The 22,598-nt window shown below is 70.2% G+C and carries 20 protein-coding genes; 11 read left to right on the top strand and 9 right to left on the bottom strand.

Going from position 1 to position 22,598, the window contains the following annotated elements; translation table 11 throughout:
* The first annotated feature begins 25 nt into the window (after positions 1–25).
* The 3 genes from FKO37_RS34545 to FKO37_RS34535 all read left to right on the top strand — a co-directional run bounded on the left by FKO37_RS34545 (position 26) and on the right by FKO37_RS34535 (position 3,494).
* The gene (locus FKO37_RS34545) at positions 26–1,621 is read left to right on the top strand and encodes an FMN-binding glutamate synthase family protein (RefSeq protein ID WP_308196562.1); all 1,596 of its coding nucleotides are present in this window, start codon (positions 26–28) and stop codon (positions 1,619–1,621) included.
* Positions 1,622–2,709: 1,088 nt separating this feature from the next.
* Positions 2,710–3,084 (top strand): STAS domain-containing protein, encoded by a 375-nt coding sequence (locus FKO37_RS34540; RefSeq protein WP_051729641.1) that lies wholly within the window; start codon positions 2,710–2,712, stop codon positions 3,082–3,084.
* A gap of 2 nt (positions 3,085–3,086) precedes the next feature.
* Positions 3,087–3,494 (top strand): ATP-binding protein, encoded by a 408-nt coding sequence (locus FKO37_RS34535; protein WP_037818767.1) that lies wholly within the window; start codon positions 3,087–3,089, stop codon positions 3,492–3,494.
* A gap of 101 nt (positions 3,495–3,595) precedes the next feature.
* On the opposite strand, the gene FKO37_RS34530 is transcribed toward FKO37_RS34535, so the two are convergent.
* The 7 genes from FKO37_RS34530 to FKO37_RS34500 all read right to left on the bottom strand — a co-directional run bounded on the left by FKO37_RS34530 (position 3,596) and on the right by FKO37_RS34500 (position 11,070).
* Entirely contained in the window at positions 3,596–5,209 is a 1,614-nt protein-coding gene (locus FKO37_RS34530; protein ID WP_238608379.1) for an AMP-binding protein, read from the bottom strand.
* A 446-nt stretch (positions 5,210–5,655) separates the two neighbouring features.
* Positions 5,656–6,033 (bottom strand): contact-dependent growth inhibition system immunity protein, encoded by a 378-nt coding sequence (locus FKO37_RS34525; RefSeq protein WP_308196589.1) that lies wholly within the window; start codon positions 6,031–6,033, stop codon positions 5,656–5,658.
* Between the two features lie 158 nt (positions 6,034–6,191).
* The gene (locus FKO37_RS34520) at positions 6,192–8,321 is read right to left on the bottom strand and encodes a transglycosylase domain-containing protein (RefSeq protein WP_238607242.1); all 2,130 of its coding nucleotides are present in this window, start codon (positions 8,319–8,321) and stop codon (positions 6,192–6,194) included.
* A gap of 45 nt (positions 8,322–8,366) precedes the next feature.
* The gene (locus FKO37_RS34515) at positions 8,367–9,188 is read right to left on the bottom strand and encodes an ABC transporter permease (protein ID WP_037818770.1); all 822 of its coding nucleotides are present in this window, start codon (positions 9,186–9,188) and stop codon (positions 8,367–8,369) included.
* On the bottom strand, positions 9,148–9,945 hold the full coding sequence (locus tag FKO37_RS34510; protein WP_037818772.1) for an ATP-binding cassette domain-containing protein: 798 nt from the start codon (positions 9,943–9,945) through the stop codon (positions 9,148–9,150). Before FKO37_RS34510 ends, FKO37_RS34515 begins: the two co-directional genes overlap by 41 nt.
* Positions 9,942–10,394, bottom strand: coding sequence for a MarR family winged helix-turn-helix transcriptional regulator (locus FKO37_RS34505; protein WP_134732919.1), 453 nt, complete (start codon positions 10,392–10,394; stop codon positions 9,942–9,944). Before FKO37_RS34505 ends, FKO37_RS34510 begins: the two co-directional genes overlap by 4 nt.
* Before the next feature lie 70 nt (positions 10,395–10,464).
* The gene (locus FKO37_RS34500) at positions 10,465–11,070 is read right to left on the bottom strand and encodes a LysE/ArgO family amino acid transporter (protein WP_308196561.1); all 606 of its coding nucleotides are present in this window, start codon (positions 11,068–11,070) and stop codon (positions 10,465–10,467) included.
* 70 nt (positions 11,071–11,140) lie between these two features.
* Between FKO37_RS34500 and FKO37_RS34495 the strand changes: the two genes are divergently transcribed.
* Positions 11,141–12,025, top strand: a complete 885-nt coding sequence (locus FKO37_RS34495; RefSeq protein ID WP_238607240.1) for a LysR family transcriptional regulator ArgP — start codon at positions 11,141–11,143, stop codon at positions 12,023–12,025.
* 2 nt (positions 12,026–12,027) lie between these two features.
* Here the strand turns inward: FKO37_RS34495 and FKO37_RS34490 are convergent, their stop codons facing one another.
* Positions 12,028–14,100 carry an AMP-binding protein gene (locus FKO37_RS34490; protein ID WP_037818776.1) on the bottom strand — a complete coding sequence of 691 codons (2,073 nt, stop codon included), beginning with the start codon at positions 14,098–14,100 and terminating at the stop codon, positions 12,028–12,030.
* Between the two features lie 207 nt (positions 14,101–14,307).
* Between FKO37_RS34490 and FKO37_RS34485 the strand changes: the two genes are divergently transcribed.
* The 5 genes from FKO37_RS34485 (at position 14,308) to FKO37_RS34465 (ending at position 19,105) form a co-directional block, all read left to right on the top strand.
* Positions 14,308–14,793: a universal stress protein gene (locus FKO37_RS34485; protein ID WP_199841133.1), complete on the top strand. Its 486-nt coding sequence runs from the start codon at positions 14,308–14,310 to the stop codon at positions 14,791–14,793.
* Complete coding sequence (locus tag FKO37_RS34480; protein WP_037818777.1) at positions 14,790–15,545, top strand: putative protein N(5)-glutamine methyltransferase; 756 nt, start codon at positions 14,790–14,792, stop codon at positions 15,543–15,545. Before FKO37_RS34485 ends, FKO37_RS34480 begins: the two co-directional genes overlap by 4 nt.
* Before the next feature lie 66 nt (positions 15,546–15,611).
* The gene (gene glgA / locus FKO37_RS34475; RefSeq protein ID WP_238607239.1) at positions 15,612–16,769 is read left to right on the top strand and encodes a glycogen synthase; all 1,158 of its coding nucleotides are present in this window, start codon (positions 15,612–15,614) and stop codon (positions 16,767–16,769) included.
* Positions 16,766–17,983 (top strand): glucose-1-phosphate adenylyltransferase, encoded by a 1,218-nt coding sequence (gene glgC, locus FKO37_RS34470; RefSeq protein ID WP_037818780.1) that lies wholly within the window; start codon positions 16,766–16,768, stop codon positions 17,981–17,983. Before glgA ends, glgC begins: the two co-directional genes overlap by 4 nt.
* Positions 17,984–18,112: 129 nt before the next feature.
* Positions 18,113–19,105, top strand: a complete 993-nt coding sequence (locus FKO37_RS34465; RefSeq protein ID WP_238607238.1) for an aldo/keto reductase — start codon at positions 18,113–18,115, stop codon at positions 19,103–19,105.
* A 62-nt stretch (positions 19,106–19,167) separates the two neighbouring features.
* Here the strand turns inward: FKO37_RS34465 and FKO37_RS34460 are convergent, their stop codons facing one another.
* A complete protein-coding gene (locus FKO37_RS34460; RefSeq protein ID WP_199818089.1) occupies positions 19,168–20,367 on the bottom strand; it encodes a glycosyltransferase in 1,200 nt (399 codons plus the stop codon).
* 127 nt (positions 20,368–20,494) lie between these two features.
* Here FKO37_RS34460 and FKO37_RS34455 point away from each other — a divergent pair, with 127 nt between their 5' ends.
* Positions 20,495–21,259 carry an SGNH/GDSL hydrolase family protein gene (locus tag FKO37_RS34455; RefSeq protein WP_037818783.1) on the top strand — a complete coding sequence of 255 codons (765 nt, stop codon included), beginning with the start codon at positions 20,495–20,497 and terminating at the stop codon, positions 21,257–21,259.
* Positions 21,260–21,630: 371 nt separating this feature from the next.
* Positions 21,631–22,356 (top strand): GntR family transcriptional regulator, encoded by a 726-nt coding sequence (locus FKO37_RS34450; RefSeq protein WP_037818785.1) that lies wholly within the window; start codon positions 21,631–21,633, stop codon positions 22,354–22,356.
* Positions 22,357–22,598: the final 242 nt, after the last annotated feature.

Genomic DNA, 22,598 nt, shown 5'->3' with positions numbered 1-22,598 from the left:
GGCCACTGGGTTTAGTTTCGACGCCGTGGCAAGACTCAGTGTGGTCCGATTCGGACTGGTCGCGGGACTGGTCGTGCTCGCGGCCGGCGCGGCAGTGCTCAGCGCGACGGTGTCGCCCTGGTGGTGGTTCCTGGCCGGACCGTTGCTGCTGCTCGCGGCGACCGGCGTGTACGACGTGATCCAGCGGCGGCATTCGGTGCTGCGGAACTATCCGGTGCTCGGGCACCTGCGGTTCCTGCTCGAAAGCATCCGGCCGGAATTGCAGCAGTACTTTGTGGAACGCAACTTCGACGGCCGTCCCTACGACCGCGACGTCCGGTCCATTGTCTACCAGCGCGCCAAGGGCACGGCCGCGGAAGAACCATTCGGCACCGAGCGCGACGTGTACGCCGAGGGATACGAATTCCTCGTCCCGTCCCTCGCGCCGGTGCCGGTTCCGGATCACGCGCCGCGAGTCCGGGTCGGCGGGCCGGACTGTACGAAGCCGTACGAGATGGCGTTGCTGAATGTGTCCGCGATGAGCTTTGGTTCCTTGTCCAGCAACGCGATCCTCGCATTGAACCAAGGTGCCGCCCGCGGGGGTTTCGCCCACGACACCGGCGAAGGCGGCTTGTCGGAGTATCACCTGCGGGGCGGCGGCGACCTGATCTGGGAAATCGGCACCGGCTACTTCGGCTGCCGAACTTCAGACGGAGATTTCGACCCGTCGACCTTCGCCGACAAAGCCGCACACGACGCGGTGAAATGCGTTTCCCTGAAACTTTCGCAAGGCGCGAAGCCCGGGATGGGCGGTGTCCTGCCGGGTACCAAGGTTAATGCGGAAATCGCCCGGGTGCGCGAGGTTCCCATGGGAGAAACGGTCGTTTCTCCGCCATATCACCGGGTATTCTCGACGCCGCGTGAACTGGTGCAGTTCATCGCCCGGATGCGCGAGTTGGCCGGTGGGAAACCGACCGGCTTCAAGCTGTGCGTCGGCTCGCGGGTGCAGGTGCTGGCGGTGTGCAAGGCGATGCTGGCCGAAGGGGTCACGCCGGACTTCATCGTGGTCGACGGTGCTGAAGGCGGTACCGGTGCCGCCCCGCTGGAGTTCGCGGATCACCTTGGCACGCCGCTCACCGAGGGGCTGCACATTGTCCACAATGCACTGGTTGGCACCGGTCTGCGGGACCGCATCCGGCTCGGGGCGAGCGGAAAGGTCGCGACCGGGGCGGACGTGGTGAAGCGGCTGATCCAGGGCGCGGACTACACGAACGCCGCGCGGGCGATGATGTTCGCGGTGGGATGCATCCAGTCGCAGCGGTGCCACACGAACAAGTGCCCGGTCGGGGTGGCGACGCAGGACCCGCGCCGGGGGCGAGCGCTGGACGTGGGCGACAAGACCGAGCGAGTGCGGCGATACCAGGAGGCGACGGTCGCCTCGGCGATGCGCATCATGGCGGCGATGGGGGTCTCGGACCCGGCGGAGCTGTCGCCGCGATTGCTGCGCCGCCGGGTGGATCCGCGGACGGTGCTGTCCTACGCGGAGTGGTACGACTGGCTTGAGCCTGGGCAGTTGCTGGCGGAGCCGCCTCGCGACTGGGCGGAGGAGTGGGTGGCGGCGGATGCGGATCGGTTCGCCTGAGGGCGGAGTGCTGCTGGGTGGGCGCTGATCTGGACTGGTTCTCTTGAGTGCAGGGCGCGGCTGGACGGGGGGACTGGGCTGGACGTTCGCCAGAGGGGGGAGTGCTGCTGGGCGGGCGCTGATCCGGACCGGTTCCCTTGAGCGCAGGGCGCGACTGGGCGGCGGCTGATCCAGATCGGTTCTCTTGGACGCAGGGCACTGCTGGGCGTGGGACTGGGCGGCGGCTGATCCGGACGTTCGCCTGAGGACGGAAGTGCCGCTCGGCAGCTGATCTGGCCTGGTTGCGGGCGGGTCGTGCGACGGATATTCGCCGGGTGATCGACGGTGAGGCGGGCACCTGGTCAGCCGAAGCCCCTTGCTCTTCTCCGGTTCTCTTTGGTGCCCCAATGCGGCATTGGGTGCGTCTGACGCTCCGAACGCCACATTGGGTGCATGGAACGCACCCAATGTGGCGTTGGGGCCATCTCTGCAGCGTGGTTTGCGGCGGGGTCGCGGTAGCGGCGCTTGCCAGGGCGATGCGGAGCACCGGCTGGCGAGCCGGGCTGCGCGGCTCCGCTCGGTGGAGGTCCGTGAGGGCCACCCCGAGGGAATCAGATTCCGTGAGGGTGGCCCTCACGGACGTCGGCAACGCGCGCCGGGTCCGTTGGCTGGGGCGGGAACTTCGGCCCACCGCGGAGAAAACCCCATGGGGGACATGCCGGGCGAAGGGCCGTTGCCGAGCCGGGGGCAGTCGGGTGAGGAGTTTGCCGGGCTGAGGCCGGTCGGGGGAAGGGTCGTTGCTGAGCTGGGGCAGTTGGGCGAGGAGTTTGCCGGGCTGAGGCCGGTCGGGGGAAGGGTCGTTGCTGAGCTGGGGCAGTTGGGCGAGGAGTTTGCCGGGCTGAGGCCGGTCGGGTGAAGAGCCACCCCATGCGGCCAGCTCCGCATCGCCGCATCCAGCCCATCCCAGGGCCGACGTGCCATTCCCCGCGACTGGCCCCCGCCGGGCCCGCCGATGGGGGAGTGCGGGCGGGGCCGGGCGGAGGGAACGTAGTGCCCCCGTCCGGTGGTCCACTGGCGATTCGTCCTCCGATCGGGCACGATCGGTGATCGTGGCTTCGGGAGACGAGCAGGACGCGGGAGACCTCGAGGTATCCGTCCGGTGGCGGGGGCCGGCCGCGGTGGTGACCGTGGGCGGGGAGATCGATTTGGTCACCGCGCCCGAGCTCGGCGAGTTCGTGGGCGGGGTGCTCGAACGCGAGCCTGGCGTGCTGGTGGTCGACCTGCGCGCGGTCGATTTTCTCAGCTCGTCCGGGCTGCAGGTCCTGGCGGGCGCGCATCGCAAGCTCGACGCGGGCGCGCTGCGGGTCGTGAGCACGTCTTCGATCACGTCGCGGCCGTTCACGACCACCGGCCTCGACGAGTGGATCTCGCTGTTCCCCTCGGTCGACCAGGCGCTGGCCGGGGTCGCCGGAGCGGGCGGCTGACCATGGACGTGCAGGAGGACACCCGCGCGCTGAGCTGCCACGGGATCGTGGCCGAACCGGGGGCGCTGCGGGCGCTGCGGCACCGGTTGCTGGCTTGGGCGCTGGAGTCCGGCATCCCGGACGATCGCGCGCACGACATCGTGCTCGCCGGGTACGAGGCGCTGGCGAACGTCGCGGACCACGCCTATCCGGGGGAACCGGGGCTGGTGGATCTCGACGCGGTGTGCCGGCCGGACAGCGTCGAGGTCGTGATCGCCGACCACGGCGAGTGGCGTCCGCCGGACGAGGCCGAGGACGATCCGGTGTCGGTGCGCGGGCGCGGGTTGCTGCTTGTGCAGGCGACGGCGGACCAAGCGGACGTGCGGACCGGCGCGGACGGCACGGTGGTCACGCTCGGCTGGAAGCTCTGACGGACCCAGTTCGCCGGTCGATGGGTCCGCTTTGGAGGGCGGTCGGCACCGGCGACGCTGGCGGCTGAGGGCCGGTTCAGTAAGGACGACCGCTTCCGAAGTCAGCTCACCGGTTCGGCCGCGCGGCGGCGCAGCAGGTATCGCTGCACCTTCCCGCTCGGATTGCGCGGCAGGTCCGGGATGAACTCCACCCGTCGCGGGTATTTGTACGGCGCGGCAAGGGATTTCGCGAAGTCCTGCAGTTCCTTCACCTTCGCGTCGTCGCCGGCGACGCCCTCGTTGAGGACCACGTAAGCCGCGACGATCGAGCCGCGCGCGTCGTCCGGGGCGGCGACGACCGCGCATTCCAGCACATCCGGGTGGCGCAGCAGCACTTCTTCCACCTCGGGCCCGGCGATGTTGTAGCCGGACGAGACGATCATGTCGTCGCTGCGGGCGCGGTAGTGGAAGTAGCCGTCGGAGTCGCGGACGTACGTGTCGCCGGTGAGGTTCCAGCCGTCCTCGACGAAGACGGTCTGCCGGTCGTCGGCGAGGTAGCGGCAGCCGGTCGGGCCTTGGACGGCCAGGCGGCCGGGGGTGCCGTCGGGGACGGGGTTTCCGTTGTCGTCGACGATCTGTGCGCGGTAGCCGGGGACGACGCGGCCGGTCGCGCCGGGACGGGCGTCCTCGTCGGCGGCGGAGATGAAGACGTGCAGCATTTCGGTGCTGCCGATGCCGTCGATGAGCCAGTGGCCGGTGGCCTCGTGGAAGTCGGTCGCGACGGATTCCGGCAGCGCCTCGCCCGCCGACACCGCGCGGCGCAAGCCGGACAGCAGCGGGCGGCGGTCGGAGGCCAGGATCGCGCGGTACGCGGTGGGCGCGGTGAACAGGACCGTCACGTGATGCTCGGCGACGAGATCGGCGAGTTCGGTCGGGGTGGCGCGCTCGATGAGCAGCGTCGCGGCGCCGGCGTGCAGCGGGAAGACCAGCAGGCCGCCGAGGCCGAACGTGAACGCCAGCGGGGGAGTGCCGCAGAACAGGTCGGTTTCCTGGGGTTTGACCAGGTGCCGGGAGAACGTGTCGGCGATGGCGAGCAGGTCGCGGTGGAAGTGCATGGTCGCCTTGGGACGGCCGGTGGTGCCGGAGGTGAAGGCGAGGAGAGCGACGTCGTCCGCGGCGGTGTCGACGTCCTCGAAGGTCGCGGGACGGGCGGCGCAGCGGACGGCCAGGTCGTCGGGGCTGTCGCCGCCGTAGGGCACCAGGGGGAGGTCGAAGGACTGCAGTTCCTCGGGATACCGGTGGTCGCACAGGGCGATGACGGGCGTGCTCGCCTCGATGATTTTCGACAGCTCGTGCGCGCGCAGCATCGGCATGGTGGCGACGGCGACCGCGCCGGCTTTCAGCACGCCCAGCCAGCACGCGGCGAGCCACGGGGTGTTCGGCCCGCGCAGCAGCACGCGGTTCCCAGGTACGACGCCCTGCGCGGTGAGCTCGTGGGCGATCTGGTTGGCGCGCGTCAGCAGGTCGCCGTAGGACCAGGATTCGGTGGGGGAGAGCAACGCGGGACGGTCGGCTCCCCAGCGCGCGATCGTGTCGTCGAGCAGGCGCGTGGCCGCGTTGAGCCGGTCGGGGTACTGCAGTTCGGGCAGGTCGAACCACAACCGCGGCCACTGCTCGAACGGCGGGAGGTGGTCCCGGCAGAACGTGTCGACATGCGCACTCGGCTGGAGCTGCACCACGTGCCCCCAATTCAGACGACGGCCATTCACGCGTCCAGCTACTGTAATACGTTTTACGACCGTCAGGAAGACGCAACATCGGACGGCGCTCGCGGGGGTACGGAGCGCGGTCGGGATGGGGTTGGCGGGCTGAGCCTGCGGTGCGGCCCCCGTGGTGGGTGCGGGCTTGGTGCCGGGGTGCGGCGGATCGCGCCGGTCAGGAACGGAGCTGCTCGCGGGGGTACGGAGCGCGGTCGGGATGGGGTTGGCGGGCTGAGCCTGCGGTGCGGCCCCCGTGGTGGGTGCCGGCTTGGTGCCGGGGTGCGGCGGATCGCGCCGGTCAGGAACGGAGCTGCTCGGCGGGGGCACGGAGTGCAGTCGGGATGGGGTTGGCGGGCTGCGCCCTTGGTGCGGTCACCGTGGAGGGTGCGGGCTTCGTGCTGGAGTGCGGCGGACCGTGCCGATCAGGAACCGAGCTGCTCGCGGAACTTGGCGATGGGCTTGCGGAGGAGGAAGTCGAAGTCCTCGGCGGTCGTGTCGAGCGCGGCGATGACGCGTTCGAGCCGCTCGAGGTGGTCCGGGCGGGCGTGCCAGTGCGATGGCGGGATGCGCAGGGTCGCCGCGAGCAGATCGCCGGGGTAGAGGTCGCCTTCGCAGAGGGGGTCGTGCTCCAGCATCGCCAGCGCGTGCGGCAGGAGGATCGGCACGCCGACGTCCTGGCCGAGCAGGAGGCGGAGGTCTTCGGCCGTGAGCAGGGCGATGGGCTTGCGCCGCAAGCGATGCACGGTCTCGATCAGCCGGGTCGCGTCGGCGGGAGGGGCGCCCCAGTCCGAGTTTTCGATCTGCTCCAGCGACTGGGAGGACCGGTTGGGTCGTCGGGACAGGGGTGATCACCTCGTTCCGGGGACGAGTTTCGGAGAGCCGCCGAGCTCAGCGGGAAGCACGTGCGGGGAACCCGCGGAGCGAATCCGGGTTCCCCGCACGGCAAAGCCCAGGCGGCTCAGGCGTGCGCGTCCAGGTAGGCGGGGTCCGGGGGCGGGATCGGGACGTCCGGCTGTCCGGCCAGCAGCTGGTTCATCGCGGCGAAGTACGGCGGCGCGGCAACCGTGCCGCCGAAAGCGCCGTGGCCGCAGTTGCCCAGGTGGACTGGGGTGCCGGGGCAGATTTCCTGTGGGTGGGGGCCGTCGGCGAAGACCATGGACGACACCGCGTAGTGGTCGACTCCGCCGACGAACGCGACGGATTCGCTTTCCTGCGTGGTTCCGGTCTTGCCGATGTCCGGGTGGGTCCAGCCCGCCGACTGGGCCGCGCGGGCGGACGTGCCGATGGTGGTGTCCTGGCTCAGCCCCGCCTCCAGCGTGTTCGCGACGCCGGGCGGGATCACCTGTTCGCATGCCTGCTGGTGCAGCGCGACCGGCTGGCCGTGGCGGTCGGTGACGGACAGGATCGGGTCGGGCGGGCACCACATCCCGCCGCTCATCAGGGTGGCCGAGACGTTCGCCATCTCCAGCGGGCTCACCGGGCTGTTGCCGAGGGTGAACGACAGCAGGTTCTGGAAATACTGCGACTGCGGTTCGTTGTACTGCGGGTTCTTCGACCGCGCGTCCGACGGGTCGGTGATCGGCTTGCTGCCCGCGTCGTTGGTCGCCATGGTGTTGCGCAGGCCCAGTTTCCGCGCCATGTCCAGCACCGCGGGCATGCCCACCTGCGATTCCAGGCCGACGAACGCGACGTTCGGCGACGTCGCGAGCCCGGCGGCCAGCGTGATCGGGTTCGGGTAGCTCGTGCCGTCGTTGCTCACCGGATAGCAGTGCGTGTACCGGTTCATGTTGGGCGGGTTGAAACAGTCGCTGAACGGGTTCGGCAGCGGCGTGTTCAGGCCCGCCTTCCCGGCGACCATCGCCGCGGCCGAGGTGAAGATCTTGAACGACGAGCCCGCGCCGAACTTGTTGCTCGCGTCGGCCACGATGTTCGTGGACGTCTCGCCCTGGTCGGGATCGGTGCCGTAGTTGCGGTTCGCGACCATCGCGAGCACCTGGTGCCCGTCGCCGCCGGGCTGCACGACCGCGAACGTGTTGGCGACGCCGTCCTGCGTGGTCGGCACGTTCGCGTTGACCGCGTCCTTCGTCACCTGGCTCACGTGCGGGTCCATGGTGGTCTTCACGGTGTATCCGCCGGTGTCGATCTGGTCGACGGTGAGCCCGGACTGCACGAGATAGCGCACCGCGTACGCGCAGAAGAACCCGGCATCGGGAGCCGCGCCGAGGCACGTGCTCGCCGGCGCCTGCGGCCGCGAACCGCTGAGGCCCAGCGGGGTCGCCTTCGCGGTCGCCCCGTAGGACGCCGGGATCGAATGCGCCTGCACCATCGAATCGATCACCAGATTGCGCCGTTGGAGCGCCTTGTCCGGATGCGTGTACGGGTTGTAGATGTTGGGGTTGTTCACCATCCCGGCGAGCAGCGCCGCCTGCGGCACGGTCAGTTTGTCCGCAGTCGTCCCGAAATACGCCTGCGCGGCGGCACCGACGCCGTACACCGTGCCGGTGTATTCGACCACGTTCAGGTAGTCGGCGAGGATGTCGTCCTTGGACACGGTCTGCGCCAGCTGCACGGCCATCTTCGCCTCGCGCAGCTTGCGTGCCAGCGAATCCTCCTGATCCCGTTGCTGCGCCGCCTTGTCGTTGCGGTCCACGACGTTCACGAGGTAGTTCTTCACGTATTGCTGCGTGAGCGTGGACGCGCCTTGCAGGTTCCCGCCGGAACTGTTGTGCACCGCGGCGCGCAGCATGCCCTGCGGGTCGACGCCGCCCTCGCTGTAGAACCGGCGGTCTTCGATGTCGACGATCGCGGCTTTCATCGCCGGGGAGATCTGCGCCGGAGTGACCGGAATGCGGTACTGCGAGTACAAAGTCGCGATCGTCCCGCCGTTCCGGTCGGTGACCGTGGTGACGAGCGGCGGCTCCGCGTGCACGAGATCGGCGGAGATGGCGTCGACCGAATCGCTGACCTGGTTGGACAGCACGCCCGCGCCGATCGCGACCGGGGCGAGCGTGCCCGCGACGAGAATCCCGGCCAGCACGCACAATCCGAGGAACGGGGCTATCCCCCTGCGACGAGACACGGTTCCCAACCTATGCCTGTCCCGGTGAGAAACCGGTGTGCGGACGAGGGTGTTTCATCGAGCCAACCTTCCCAGCAGAGCCGAAGCGACCGCGATCGCCAGCGCGGTCGCACCCACTAAGACGCCGAAGTCGGCCCAGAGGTTCTCCGGGGTGCCGATCAATAATCCCCGCAAGGCGTCGACTTGGTAACTGAGCGGGTTCGCGTGGCTCAGCACCTTGAGCCAGGACGGCATCAGGTTCACCGGATAGAGCGCGTTGGACCCGAAAAACAGCGGCATCGTGATCGCCTGGCCGATGCCCATCAGCCGTTCGCGGGAAAGCACCAAACCGGCGATAACGATGGAAAGACAGCAGAAAAAGGCCGAACCGAGCACAACGGCCACCGCGGCGCCCAGCAGCCGCAACGGGTTCGCGGTCAGCCCGACGCCGAGCAGTGCGGCGAGAATCACCACGATGAACGCCTGCACGAGGGCGCGCACCCCGGCGGCGAAAGCCTTGCCCGCCACCAGCGCCGCGCGCGGCGTGGGCGTGACGAGCAGCTTCGCGAGGACGCCCGCGTCGCGCTCCCAGATGATCTGGATGCCGTAGAAGATGGAGATGAACAGCGCGGACTGGGCCAGGATGCCGGGCGCGAGATAGTCGAGATAGGGCACCGAACCGGTCGGGATCGCGCGCAACCGGGTGAACGTTTCGCCGAAGATGAGCAGCCACAGCGCGGGCTGGATCGCCCGGGTGAGCAATTCGGTCTGGTCCCGGCGGAGTTTCTGCAGTTCCACCAGGCACATCGCGCCGATCCGGGAGAACAGGACGCGCAACTGCCCCAGCGGGCCGGGGTCAGCCGAGACGGCGGGCGGTGCGGCGAGCGGCGCGGACATCGCGGATCCCTCCTGCGTCGAGTGCGTTCCCGGTGACGGTCCGGAACACGTCGTCCAAAGTGGACTGCGGGCCGAGCCCGGCCTCGAGGTCGGCCGGGGTGCCGAGCGCGCGGATCTTGCCGGTGTGCATCAGCGCTACGCGGTCGCAGTACTGCTCGGCTTCGTCCATGTAATGGGTGGTGACGAGCACGGTCATCCCGGTGTGGGCGCGGATCTCGGAAATCCGCTCCCAGACCGCCGAGCGCGCCACCGGGTCGAGGCCGATGGTCGGCTCGTCGAGGATCAGCAGCCGGGGCGAACTGACCAGCGCCTGCGCCAGTTCCAGCCGGCGGATCATGCCGCCGGAGTAGCGGCCGGCCGGGCGGTCCGCGTCGTTCTCCAGGCCGACCAGCTCCAGCGCCTCCCGCACCTGGGCGGCGCGTTGGGCTCGCGGCACGTCGAAGAGCCGGGCGAACAGCGACACGTTCTCGCGGCCGGTGAGCGCGCCGTCGGCGGAAAGCTGTTGGGGGACATAGCCGATCAGGCGGCGGACGGCCATCCGGCGGCGGGCGACGTCGAGCCCGAAGACGGTGATGCGGTCCGGCGAGACGGGCAAAAGCGTCGTGATCATCCGGATCGTGGTGGTTTTCCCGGCTCCGTTCGGGCCGAGCAGGCCGAAGACCTCGCCGGGCTCGATGGCGAGATCCACGCCGTCGACCGCGACGGTGGTGCCGAAGGAGTGCCGCACTCCGGTGCAGCGGACTGCCGGTTCGCTCACGTGTCCTCCTTGAGCACTTCGGTGAGCCGTTCGAGGGCGGGCAGCGCGGCGACGATCGCCGAAGTGTCCTCTTCGGACAGTTGAGCGAGCGCGGCGGAAACCAGGCCTGTTCGCGTACGCCGCCAGGTCGCCATCCGGTCCTGGGCCGCGTCGGTGAGCTGCAGCCGCGCGGCCCGGCGGTCGGCCGGATCGACCTCGCGCCGCAGCAGGCCCGCCTCGGTGAGCACGTTCACGAGCGTGCTCACCGAATTCCCGGCCAGGCTGAGCTCCCGGGCCGCCGCCGCGACGCCGATGCCCGGGTTCCGGTGCACGACGCGCAGCAGTTCCACCTGCGAGCCCGGCAGATGCGGTCCGGGAAGTTCGGCTCGCACGCGGCGGCGCACGACACGGCGTACGCCCAGCACCGCGGCGAGAACGCGTTCGGCGAGGTCGATCCGGGGTGCGGGCATGCCTCGAAGTTAGCTCTGAGTCAGAGTCATTAGCAACGCTAAATGTCTCGTTCGCCGGAAGCCTGCTGGTTTATCCCTGATGAAGCAGCAACGCGACGCCCAGCGCGGTCATGGTCGCCGCGATCACGCCGTCCAGGATCCGCCAGGCGGTGGGACGCGCGAAGACGTCGGACAGCCTTCGCGCGCCGAGCCCGAGCGTGCTGAACCAGACCGCGCTCGCGACCACCGCGCCGATGCCGAACAGCCAGCGGCTGTCGCCGTGTCCGGCCGCGACGGAGCCAAGGAGAAGGACGGTGTCGAGATAGACGTGCGGGTTGAGCCAGGTGAGCGCGAGGCAGGTGAGGAGGACGCGCTTTGGCGAGGACAGGTCGGCCGGGGCGACGGCCAGCGTGCCCGGCCGGAAAGCGCGGCGCGCGGCGAGGATCCCGTATCCCACCAGGAAAAGCCCGCCGACGATCGCGATCGCCTTGATCGCCGACGGCCACCGCTGCAGCACCGCCCCGATCCCGCTCACCCCGGCGGCGATGAGGACCGCGTCGGACAGCGTGCAGACGAGGATCACCGGCACGACGAGACCGCCGCGCAATCCTTGGCGGAGCACGAAAGCGTTCTGCGCGCCGATGGCGACGATGAGGGACATGCCGGTGCCGAACCCGGCGCTGAGCGCTGCGATCACCCTGCCGACGGTAGAAGCGGTCGTCCGCATTACTCCAGGTAAAGATTCTGAACTAAGATAAGCGTTCGTGATGTCCGATCTTCCGCTCGACCAGGTCCGCACCCTGCTCGCGGTGGTGGACGAGCAGTCGTTCGACCGGGCCGCCGCCGTCCTGCACGTGACTCCGCCCGCGGTGAGCCAGCGGGTGAAGGCGCTGGAGCAGCGGATCGGCCGGGTGCTCGTGCTGCGGTCGAAACCCGTGCGGCTCACCGAATCCGGCGAGGTGCTGGTCCGGTTCGCCCGGCAGCTGACGCGGCTCGAATCCGACACCCGCGCGGAACTGGGGCTCGGCGGAGCTGGCCAGCCGACGACGCTGCCGATCGCGGTCAACGCGGACTCGCTGGCCACCTGGTTCCTGCCCGCGCTCGAAGAGGTCCCCGCCGAACCGCCGGTCTCGTTCGACCTGCGCAGCGACGACCAGGACCACACGGCCGCCCTGCTGCGCGAGGGGCTGGTGATGGCCGCGATCACCGCGACGCCGCAGCCGGTGCAGGGCTGCACCGTCAGCCGCCTCGGCACGATGCGGTACCGGGCGGTGGCGTCGGCGGAGTTCGTGCGCCGCTGGCTGGACGGCGGCTCGCTCGCGGAGCTGCTGCCCGCCGCGCCGGTGGTGGTGTTCGACCGGAAGGACGATTTGCAGGACCGGTTCCTGCGCCGCCTGACCCGGCGCAAGCTCTCGGGCCGGGTCCGGCACTGCATCCCGGCATCGGTGTCCTTTGTGGACGCGGTGGCGGCCGGGCTCGGCTGGGGGATGGTGCCGGAGCTGCAGCTGTCCGGACGGGAACTGGTGGATCTCGCGCCGGACCGGGCGGTGGACGTGGCGTTGTACTGGCAGCAGTGGAAGCTGGACTCGCCGTCGCTGGCCGCGGTGGCGGAGGCAGTGGGGCGGGCGGCTGGGCGCGCGCTGGGGCCGTAGGGCTACCCCTGCGCGATCGGCCAAAGGTCGTCGTTGAGAAGCCGCTTCACGATCTTCCCGGTGGCATTGCGCGGAAGCTCCGGCACGAAGTACACATCGCGCGGCACAGCGAACCTCGCGAGCCGCTGGTGGATGTAGTGCCGGACGTCTTCCGCGTGCATGCGGGCGCCGCGGCGGAGCACGACGTACGCGGCCAGTCGCTGGCCGAACTCGTCGTCCGGGACGCCGACCACGGCCGCGTCCGAGACGCCCGGCAGTGCGGCCAGCGCTTCCTCGACCGGGCGCGGGAACACGTTCTCGCCGCCGGACACGATCATCTCGTCGGCCCGGCCGGTGACGAACAGCCGTCCGGACGCGTCCTGGTAGCCGACGTCGCCGGTGGCCATCAGGTCGTGCGCGCGGGGGACGCTGGAACCGTTGGTGTAGCCGTCGAACAGCATGTCGTTGGCGACGAAGATCTGGCCCTCGTCGCCGGGCGGGACCGGGCGGCGGTCGTCGTCGAGGATCGCGACCTGGGTGCCGGGCGGGCAGCGGCCCGCGGACGTCGGCGCGGCGCGCAGGTCGGCCGGGTCGGCGATGCTCGCCCAGGACACCTCGGTGGAGCCGTAGAAGTTGTAGAGGACGTCGCCGAAGGTGTCCATGAACGACGTCACGAACGCGCCCGGCATCGCCGATCCGCTGCTCGCCACGATCCGCAGCGACGACAGGTCGTACCGGTTGCGCACGCGTTCGGGCAGGTCGAGGATCCGCTGCAGCATGATCGGGACCGCGAACAGCGCGTCGCAGCGGTGCTCGGCGATCGTGCGCAGCGTCTGCTCCGCGTCGAACCGGCGGATCAGCGACAGCTCCGCCCGCAGCGCCATGCCGAGCTGCATCGCGGCCAGCCCCCAGCTGTGGAACAGCGGGGCGGCCACGGCGATCTTGTCCCGTGCCCGCAAGGGGATTCGCGACAAAACGGTCGCCGACGTGCTCACGCCCTTCGGCGTCGGACGGCGCGCGCCCTTGGGGGCTCCGGTGGTGCCGGAGGTCAGCACGACTATCCGGCCCTCGTGTTCGCTCGGCTTCGGCCGGGTCGTCGGGGCGTCCTGGAGCAGTTCGTCGAGCGTGCGGTAGCCCTGGTCGGCGTCGTCCCACGTGCTCACGCGCGGGAATTCGCCGGGCACCGACGCGATGATCGGCGCGAACTCGTCGTCGGCGAGCACCGCGGCGGGCGGGTGCTGCGTGAGCACCTCCTCGACGGCGGCGGGGGAGAGACCGGTGTTGAGCAGGACGACGTCGGCGCCGAGTTTGCTGCAGCCGACGAACGCCTCGATCATCGCCGCGTGGTTGCGGCACATCAGCGCGACCCGCGAACCGGGCTTCACGTCGAGCGCGGCCAGCGCGTTGGCCAGCTGGTTGCTGCGTTCGTCGATCTCGCCGAACGTGCGCGTGTTGCGCTCGTCGTGCACCGCGACGTCATCGGCCCCGCGCGCGGTCGCGGCGAGGTATCCGCCGGCCAGGGTCGCGCCCCAGCGCGCGAGGGAACTGAGCTGCTTGACCATCTTGTCCGGCCGTCCCGCGGCCAGCACGCCCGCTCGGACCAGCGTGTTCGCCGTGCGCAGGGCGGTGGCGGGCTCCTGCTCCGGCGGGTCGCCCGGCAGCCCGGACAGCTGCTGCCCGATCCGCTTCGCCAGCTGTTTGAGCAGGCCTTTCGCCGTGCCTCGGGCGAGCAGGTCGGAGTGTTCCGGGGGCAGCGACGGGAGCATCATCCGCAGCACGATCTCGGTGCCGCCGCGCGGGACCGGCCGCAGTTCGACCGACACCCAGGTCCGCTCGTCCGGCAGCCCGCACCAGACGACGTGCTCGCCCGGGCGGTACACCGCCGCGTGAATCGTGCCCTCGACCATGGTGTGCCGGTCCGGGGCCAGCCGGATCAGGCAGTGCGGCCCGCGCCCGCGCTCGGCCGGAACGGTGACCTCGCACCAGCTGATCGCCGGGACGAACCTCGGGTACAGCTCCGGACTGCCGACTATCTGCCACACCTGTTCGGGCGAGTGCCCGACCACCGCACTCGCCTCGACTACATCGTCTCGCATCGCGATCCGCCTCGCCGCCGCACGCGTGTGGGCTCCCCGGTCCTTCCCGGACGCGTGTTCAGGTTGCGGGGACGCTACCAGGCACGAGACGCCCGGGGTACTCCGAAAGGCCCAAAATCCAACTGGGTGGGAATTTTCTTGCGGAGCGTGCCCGAGGGTGACGGGCGCGACCCGGCGAGGTCCGGCACGCCGGACATAATGGGCCGGGTGGAGCAACTGGTCGAGGAATACGGACCCAGCTGGGATCCGGGCCCGTACGAACGGGGCACCGACGGACCGCGCGTGATCCTGGTCGGCGCGGACACTTCGCCGACCGGGCTGCGGGCGACGGCCTACGGCGGCGGCCTCGCGCGGAGGCAGCGCGCGCGGCTGGTCGTGGTGTACGTGGCCGCGCCGACGGTGTGGACCGGCCTCGCCGCGGCCGCGGTCGTCGACGTGCAGCAGCAGACCTTCGAGGAAGAGATCGAGCAGCTGCGCGCGGAACTGCGCGACCGGGCGGCCGACCTGCAGGTGCCGGTCACGTTCGTGGTCCGCCGCGGCGAGACCTTCCCCGAACTGCGCCAGGCCGCGCAGGAGGTGAACGCGGACATGGTCGTGGTCGGCGCCTCCGAACAGGGCGGGCACCGGCTCGTCGGTTCGGTCGGCAACCGGCTGGTGCGCGCCGCGACCTGGCCCGTCGTCGTGGTGCCGTGAGCGACTTCGAGGACACTGTCGCGCGGCTGCGCGCCGCCGGGTGCGTGTTCGCCGAGGACGAGGCCCGGCTTCTGCTGGGCCAATCAGGCGACCTGGCCGGGATGGTCGAGCGGAGGGTCGCCGGGGAACCGCTGGAGTACATCCTCGGCTGGGCGGAATTCGTCGGCCGCCGGTTCGTTGTCGCGCCGGGCGTCTTCGTGCCCCGGCACCGCACGGAACTGCTCGTGCGGCTGGCCGCCGGGTTCGCGCGGGAGCAGTCGGTGGTGCTCGATCTGTGCTGCGGCTCCGGTGCACTGGGCGCAACGGTCGCGGCCGAGGTGCCCGGGATCGAGCTGCACGCGGCGGACGTCGAGCCCGCCGCGGTGGACTGTGCGCGGCAGAACGTGCCTGGTGAGGTCTACCAAGGCGATCTCTACGCCCCGCTTCCGCGGCGGTTGCGCGGCCGGGTGGACGTGCTGATCGCGAACGTCCCGTATGTCCCGACCGACGACGTGGCGCTCATGCCGCCCGAGGCGCGCGACCACGAACCCCGTGTCGCGCTCGACGGGGGAGCCGACGGTCTCGACGTGCTCCGTCGCGTCGTCGCCGAGGCTCCGGAGTGGCTGGTGCCGGGCGGGCACGTGCTTTTCGAGGCCAGCGAACGCCAAGCCGACGCCGCGACGGCCGAACTGCGGCGGGCGGGGCTGGTCGCGTGGGTGGAAGAAGAGGACGAACTCGGCGCGACCGTCGTGGTAGGACGGCGCGAACACTGAGCGGCGAACCGGATTCGCCCGCTTTCCGTACTGCGTGCGTCCGGGGCGGACGTCTAGGGTCGACCCATGAAGGTCGGCCTGCTCACCCGGGAGTACCCGCCGGACGTGTACGGGGGAGCGGGGGTGCACGTCGAGTTCCTCGCGCGGGAACTGCGGTCGCTGGTCGACCTTGACGTGCACTGCTGGGGCCCCGACCGCCCGGACGGCGCGCACGGGCACCGCGACGCGCACGGGTACGCCCAGCCCGCGTTCGCCACCATGGACATCGCGGTCTCGATGGCCGACGCCCTCGCCGGGCACGATCTCGCGCACAGTCATACCTGGTACGCGAACCTCGGCGGCCATCTCGCGAAGCTCGCGCACGGCATCCCGCACGTCATCACCGCGCATTCGCTCGAACCGCTGCGGCCGTGGAAGGCCGAGCAGCTCGGCGGCGGCTACCGGGTGTCGTCGTGGATCGAACGCGACGCGTACGAGGCGGCGGACGCGATCATCGCGGTCAGCTCCGGCATGCGGCGCGACGTGCTCGCCGCGTACCCGAACGTCGACCCGGCGCGGGTGCACGTGGTGCGCAACGGCATCGACACCGAGCTGTACCAACCCGATCCGGGCACCGATGTGCTGGAGAAACACGGGATCGACGCGAACCGGCCGTACGCGTTGTTCGTCGGGCGGATCACGCGGCAGAAGGGCGTGCCGCATCTCGTGCGCGCCGGGGCCGCGCTGGACGAAGACGTGCAGCTGATCCTGTGCGCGGGCGGTGCGGACACACCGGAGCTGGACGCGGAGTTCCGCGGGCTTGTCGCTGAACTCCAGGAAAACCGGTCCGGCGTGCACTGGATTCCGGAGATGCTGCCGCGCACCGAGGTCGTCCAGTTGCTGACGCACGCGCTGGTGTTCGTATGCCCGTCGGTGTACGAGCCGCTCGGCATCGTGAACCTGGAGGCGATGGCGTGCGGCACCGCGGTGGTGGCCAGCGACGTCGGCGGCATCCCGGAGGTGGTCGCGGACGGCGAGACCGGTGTGCTGGTGCATTACGACGAGAACGAGCCCGGCGCTTTCGAGGCCGGGCTCGCGCGCGGGATCAACGACCTGGCCGCGGATCGCGATCGCGCCACCCGGCTGGGCCTCGCCGGACGGGACCGCGCGGTGGGAGAGTTCGGCTGGGCAGCGATCGCCGCCGCGACGGTCGGGGTTTACGAGGCGTGCGGGAGGGTTTCGTGATCGACGGATCCGATGTGCTGGGAATCGTCCTCGCCGGCGGCGAGGGCAAACGGCTGATGCCGCTGACCACCGACCGCGCGAAACCCGCGGTCCCGTTCGGCGGCGTGCACCGGCTGGTCGACTTCGTGCTCTCCAATCTGGTGCACGGCGGGATCCGCCGGATCTGCGTGCTGACGCAGTACAAATCGCATTCGCTGGACCGGCATATCTCGACGACCTGGCGGCTGTCGTCGCTGACCGGCGAGTACGTCACGCCGGTGCCCGCCCAGCAGCGGCTCGGCCCGCGCTGGTTCCAGGGCAGCGCGGACGCGATCCACCAGAGCCTCAACCTCGTGCACGACGAATCGCCCGCGTACATCGCGGTGTTCGGCGCGGACAACATCTACCGGATGGATCCGCGCCAGATGATCGACGCGCACATCGCGTCCGGCGCGGGCGTGACGGTCGCCGGGATTCGCGTGCCGCGCGCGGAGGCCCGGTCGTTCGGCGTGATCAGCACCGAGGACGGGACGAAGATCGACGCGTTCCTGGAGAAACCCGAGGACCCGCCCGGCCTGCCGGATTCGCCGGACGAATCGTATGTGTCGATGGGCAATTACGTCTTCACGACGCAGGTGATGCTCGACGCGCTGCACGCGGACGCCAAGAACCCGGCGTCCAAACACGACATGGGCCGCGACATCATCCCGGCGCTGGTGGAAAAATCCGAGGCGGCGGTCTACGACTTCAACGGCAATGTGGTGCCGGGCGAAACAAGCCGGGACCACGGCTACTGGCGCGACGTCGGAACGATCGACAGCTATTACGACGCGCACACGGACCTGATCTCGACGCAGCCGATTTTCAACCTGTACAACCGGAAATGGCCGATCCTGGCCCACCCCGGCCAGCGCGCGGCGGCGAAGTTCGTGGAAGGCGGCACCGCGACCCAGTCGATCGTCAGCAACGGCTGCATCATTTCCGGCGCACAAGTGGTGGATTCGGTGCTGTCGCCGGACGTTTTCGTCGAGAACGGCGCTGTCGTGCAGGGCTCGGTGCTGCTGGACGGCGCCCGGGTCGGCCGCGGCGCGGTGGTGCGGCGCGCGATCCTGGACAAGAACGTCGTCGTCCCGCCCGGTGCGCACATCGGGGTGGACCTGGCGCGGGATCGCGGCCATTACCACGTGAGCGATTTCGGGATTGTCGTGCTGGGCAAGGGAGAAACCGCGATCTAGGGCCGCTGTTCTGGCGAGAGGGGTTCTCGCAGTACCTGCATCATCAGGATCTCCCAGATGTCGGAAGGGCCTGCCTAATCTGTGGGCAGTAGCAATGGCCTGGATGATGTTTACTGAGGAGCATTTGCGGTGCAGAAGCGCTTGCTGGGACAGCAACTCGAAGTTTCGGCCCTGGGACTGGGCTGCATGGGAATGAGTTTCTTCTACGGCGAGCCCCCGGGGCGCGCCGAGATGACGAAACTGCTGCGGGCGGCGGCGGACCGCGGCGTGACTTTCTTCGACACCGCCGAAGTCTATGGTCCTTTCACCAATGAAGAACTGGTCGGTCAGGCGCTGGCGCCGGTGCGCGACCAGGTGGTGATCGCCACCAAGTTCGGCATCCGGCACGGCGAACAAGGACCGAGCCCGATGTCGGGACTCGACAGCCGCCCGGAGCAGATCCGCCGGGTGACCGAGGCGTCGCTCACGCGTCTTCGCACCGATCGCATCGACCTTCTCTATCAACACCGCGTCGATCCCCAGGTGCCCATTGAAGACGTGGCGGGCACGGTGAAAGAGCTGATTTCCGAAGGCAAGGTCAAGCATTTCGGTTTGTCAGAGGCGGGTGCGGCGACAATCACCCGCGCTCACGCCGTGCAGCCGGTAACGGCGCTGCAAAGCGAATACTCGTTGTGGACGCGCGAGCACGAAGCCGAGATCATTCCGACCTTGGAGAAGCTGGGCATCGGCCTGGTTCCCTACAGTCCGCTCGGGAAAGGCTTTTTGACCGGCAAAATGGATGATCGCACGCCTCTGGCCGACAACGACCTTCGCCGCTCTCTGCCGCGCTTCACGCCCGAAGCGCGACAGGCCAATCAGGCACTGATCGAGTTGCTCCAGCAGATCGCCGGCGACAAGAAAGCCACCCCGGCCCAGATCGCTCTCGCTTGGGTGCTGGCGCAAAAGCCGTGGTTCGTGCCGATCCCCGGTACCACGAAGCTGCACCGCCTCGAAGAAAACCTGGGCGCGCTCGACGTCGAGCTGACGCCCGGCGACCTGCAGCACATCGAGGAGGCCGCGGCGCAGATTCCCATTCACGGCGAGCGCGTTCCCGAGCAGTTGAAGTCGCTGTTCGGCCGCTGAGCGCGCGGGCCGGCCCGGCTGACGGTCCTGCCGGGTCCGCCCCGCGCGGTGCCGGATCCGGTTCAGCTCAACGCGGCGAGGGCGCGCGCGATGACGTCGGAAGGGCTCGGCTGCCCGGCGATCTCCGCGCGCACCTCGGCCGCCGCCGTGGAGAACGCATCGTCCTCGAGCACCTGGCGCACCAGTTTCCGCATCGTCTCGACGTCCACAGCGGACGGATCATGGCTCAGCCCGACGCCTCGCTCGACCACCCGCTCCGCCGACATCGGATTGTCCGCGAAACTCGGCAACACCACCTGCGGCACCCCGTAGAACAACGGCGCGGCGGTGGTCCCGGACCCGCCGTGGTGCACGATCGCGGAACACCCCGGCAAGAACGCCGAGAGCGGCAGATACCCCACCGACCGGACGTTCTCCGGAAGCTCGCCGAGCTCGCTCAGATCAGCGGTGCCCGCCGCGAGAACGACCTCGACGTCCATCCCGCCGAGCGCGTCCAGCACGACCTTCAAACTGCTGACCCCGGTCATCGCCGGAACCACCGTGCCCAGCGTGACCGCCACCCGCGGCCGTTCCGGCTTCCGCAGCGCCCACTCCGGCAGCACTGCTCCGCCGTTGTAAGGGACGAACTGCATCGGCCACCAAGGCGTGCCGTCGCGTTCGTCGACGTGCTCCTCGTCCGCGCGCAGCCCGCCCATGCTCGGCGCGCGCGGGTCGATCCGGGCGACGACGTTCGGCGGCGCGTCGCCGATGCCGAGCTTCTCGCGCATCAGCGCGACGAGTTCGCCGCTCAGGAAGTCGTCGTGCTCGGTGCGCCACGAGAGGTCCCTGGCCGACCACGAGATCCGGTTGCCGACCTCCAGCGCGGGCACGCCGAGCGCGACCGCGGCGAGCGCGCCCGCCCCGTGGTCGGACGGGTAGACGACCAGGTCCGCGCCGAACGCCCGGCCCGCTTCGATGGTGCCCCCGGTCATGGCGGCGGTGAAGAGCCCGAACGGACCCTGGGCCTGCCGCGCGAGCCGGTACTCCTCGGGTTCGTCCGCGTCCGGGGCGGAACCGTCCTTGACGTTCGCCAGCAGATCGGCCCAGATGTCGCGGCCGGGGAAGACGTCGGCGACCGGCAGCCCGGCGCGCGCGGACACCTCGGCGATCTCGGCGGTGGTGGCCAGCAGCACCTCGTGCCCGGCGGCGCGGGCGGCCCAGACGACCGGGATCAGCGGGAGGGTGAGCCCGTACCCGGGCGCGGTGGCGAACAAGATCTTCACCTCCTCGAGACTGCCAGAACCGTGACGCTCCCCGCATCCAGGTTTCTGTTCGGGCACACCGGTAACGCGCGGGGCGGCCGCCGCGACACATCCGCAGATCATCCTCCCCGGAAAGGCCCGGTCCCCCATGCGAAAAGCCCGTGTCGCGGCATTGCTGACCCTGGTCGGCTTCGGCATCGCGATGTCCCCCGCCGTCGCCGCCGACGCCGGGCAGACCAGCACCTGGTGCACCAAGAAGGAGCAGGTCGCGATCCTCGGCACGTCGGCCGACACCGGCTACGGCACCACGGGCTACCAGTCCACTACGGACACTTACGCGCCGACCACGTACGGCTGGACCACGAAAATCGCCAACGACCTGCACGCCGAGTGGAACACCACCACGAAGAACTACGCGCACAACGGCGCGATGGCCACCGACTACCTCCCCGGCGGCCGCTGGCCCGACACGACCGGCGCGCTCGCCGACATCACGCAGCGCCAGCCCGACCTGGTGCTCATCGACCTCGGCGGCAACGAGCTGATCTCGCAGACCGACCCGGCGGTGTTCAAGGCGAACCTCGGCAAGGTCATCGACAACATCCGCGCCGCGCGGCCCGGGGTCGACATCCTGCTGTCGATCTACGCCGAGCTGAAGTGGACGCCCAACCCGTGGGGCGGGCAGACGCAGAAGTACTTCTGGTCGCAGTACGCCTCGTCGATCTACGAGACGGCGGTCGCCAAGGGGACGGCGCTCGTCGACCTGCGGCAGTACATCCCGCCCGCGGGCTCGGCGAACCTGCCGAACCCGAGCCCGTGGCTGGCGGACAACGTGCACCTGAACGACGCGGGGAACCTCGCCGAGTACGGGATGTGGTGGGGCTGGACGTCGAGCCTGGGGAGCATTTGCTGAGCGCTTCGGCTGCTGGACGCTGAGGCGCGGGGCGGGTTTGCGGCCGGTCGCGGTGGGGCTTGCGGTCGGTCGCGGTGCGGGGTGCGGGGTGCGGCTTTGCGCCCGGTCGCGGTGCGGGGTGCGGGCTTGCGGCCGGTCGCGGTGCGGGCTGCGGGCTTGCGGTCGTGGCTCAAGGGAACGCTCCGCCGAAGGTGACGGGGGCAGCTGGCCTCGCCTGGCTCCGAGCCCGCCGGAGCGTCCGCGCCCGTCCGGCCGGTTCGCGGTGGCGGAACGCGCCACCCGGTCCCCGTTCCCGCTGCTCACGGCGTTTCCGCAGGTCAATGCGGGTGGCGTAACCTCGGCGTAATCAAAATCCAGGTAGCGTCGCCGAAGTGGTGACTACGCAGCGGAGGGCGGAACGGGCCCGGCAGGTGGCCGACGGGTTGCGGCAGCGGATCGTCGCGGGCGAGGTCGGGGATCTGCTGCCGGGCGAACGGGCGCTGGGCGAGTGGTTCGGCGCGTCGCGGAACGTCGTGCGGGAAGCGCTCGGGTTGCTGCGGGACGAGGGGCTCGTCGAACGCAGGCAAGGCGTCGGGACGCTGGTCGTGCGCCCGAAGTACGGGCACGGTCTCGATCGGCTGACCGGGCTGGCGGAGGCGCTCGAAGGGCACGGCGAGGTCGTCAACGAGGTGCGCACCGCCGAGACGGTCGCCGCGCCGCCGTCGGTGGCCGAGCGGCTCGGCCTGGCGGCGGGGGAGCAGGTCGTGCATCTCGAGCGCGTCCGGCGGCTGGGCGGGGCGCCGTTGTCGCTGGACTCGACCTATCTGGTCGCGGATCTGGGGATTCCGTTGCTGGGGAAGGACCTCGCGCACCGGGACCTGTTCGCGCTCCTGGAGGAGACGAACGGAATCCGGTTGGGGCGGGCGGAAGTCGAGGTGCACGCGGTGTCCGCCGGGCCGGACACGGCTGCGCTGCTGGACATCGCGCCGGGGACGGCGGTGTTCGCGCTGGACCGGTTGACCCGGCTGCCGGACGGACGACCGGTCGACGCGGAGTGGCTGCACATCCGCGCGGACCGCCTCACGCTGCGCGCGACCTTGCAACGCGGGGCGGCGTGATCCGGCGAGCCTCGTGCGAGGTTATGCCGGTTCTTACCGGCTTCGACACGCACGACGCCCGAGTGCGCTGCGGTTTCTGGTGGCGGAGTAGGTGCGGACAGGGTGACCGTGCGGCGGAGTGCGGAAGAGAGAGCGGCTTCCGGCGGGCGGGAGTGGGCTGCGGTTTCCGGTGGTGGACCGGGCGCGAACAGGGTGACCGCGAGGCGGAGTGCGGAAGAGCGAACGGCTTCCGGTGGCGGAGC

Origin of the sequence: Amycolatopsis sp. Poz14, from assembly GCF_006704225.1 — a bacterium.
Classification (GTDB): Bacteria; Actinomycetota; Actinomycetes; order Mycobacteriales; family Pseudonocardiaceae; genus Amycolatopsis; species Amycolatopsis nivea.
Note: the sequence above shows the minus strand (reverse complement) of the source record. Positions and strands in the feature narration are given on the sequence as shown.

Excerpts from the sequence above, each read along its gene's own strand:
- FKO37_RS34535 (WP_037818767.1), top strand. The coding sequence starts at position 3,087 with ATGGACGTGCAGGAGGACACCCGCGCGCTGAGCTGCCACGGGATCGTG.
- FKO37_RS34515 (WP_037818770.1), bottom strand. The coding sequence starts at position 9,188 with ATGTCCGCGCCGCTCGCCGCACCGCCCGCCGTCTCGGCTGACCCCGGC.
- FKO37_RS34505 (WP_134732919.1), bottom strand. The coding sequence starts at position 10,394 with ATGCCCGCACCCCGGATCGACCTCGCCGAACGCGTTCTCGCCGCGGTG.
- FKO37_RS34495 (WP_238607240.1), top strand. The coding sequence starts at position 11,141 with ATGTCCGATCTTCCGCTCGACCAGGTCCGCACCCTGCTCGCGGTGGTG.
- FKO37_RS34490 (WP_037818776.1), bottom strand. The coding sequence starts at position 14,100 with ATGCGAGACGATGTAGTCGAGGCGAGTGCGGTGGTCGGGCACTCGCCC.
- glgA (WP_238607239.1), top strand. The coding sequence starts at position 15,612 with ATGAAGGTCGGCCTGCTCACCCGGGAGTACCCGCCGGACGTGTACGGG.
- FKO37_RS34455 (WP_037818783.1), top strand. The coding sequence starts at position 20,495 with ATGCGAAAAGCCCGTGTCGCGGCATTGCTGACCCTGGTCGGCTTCGGC.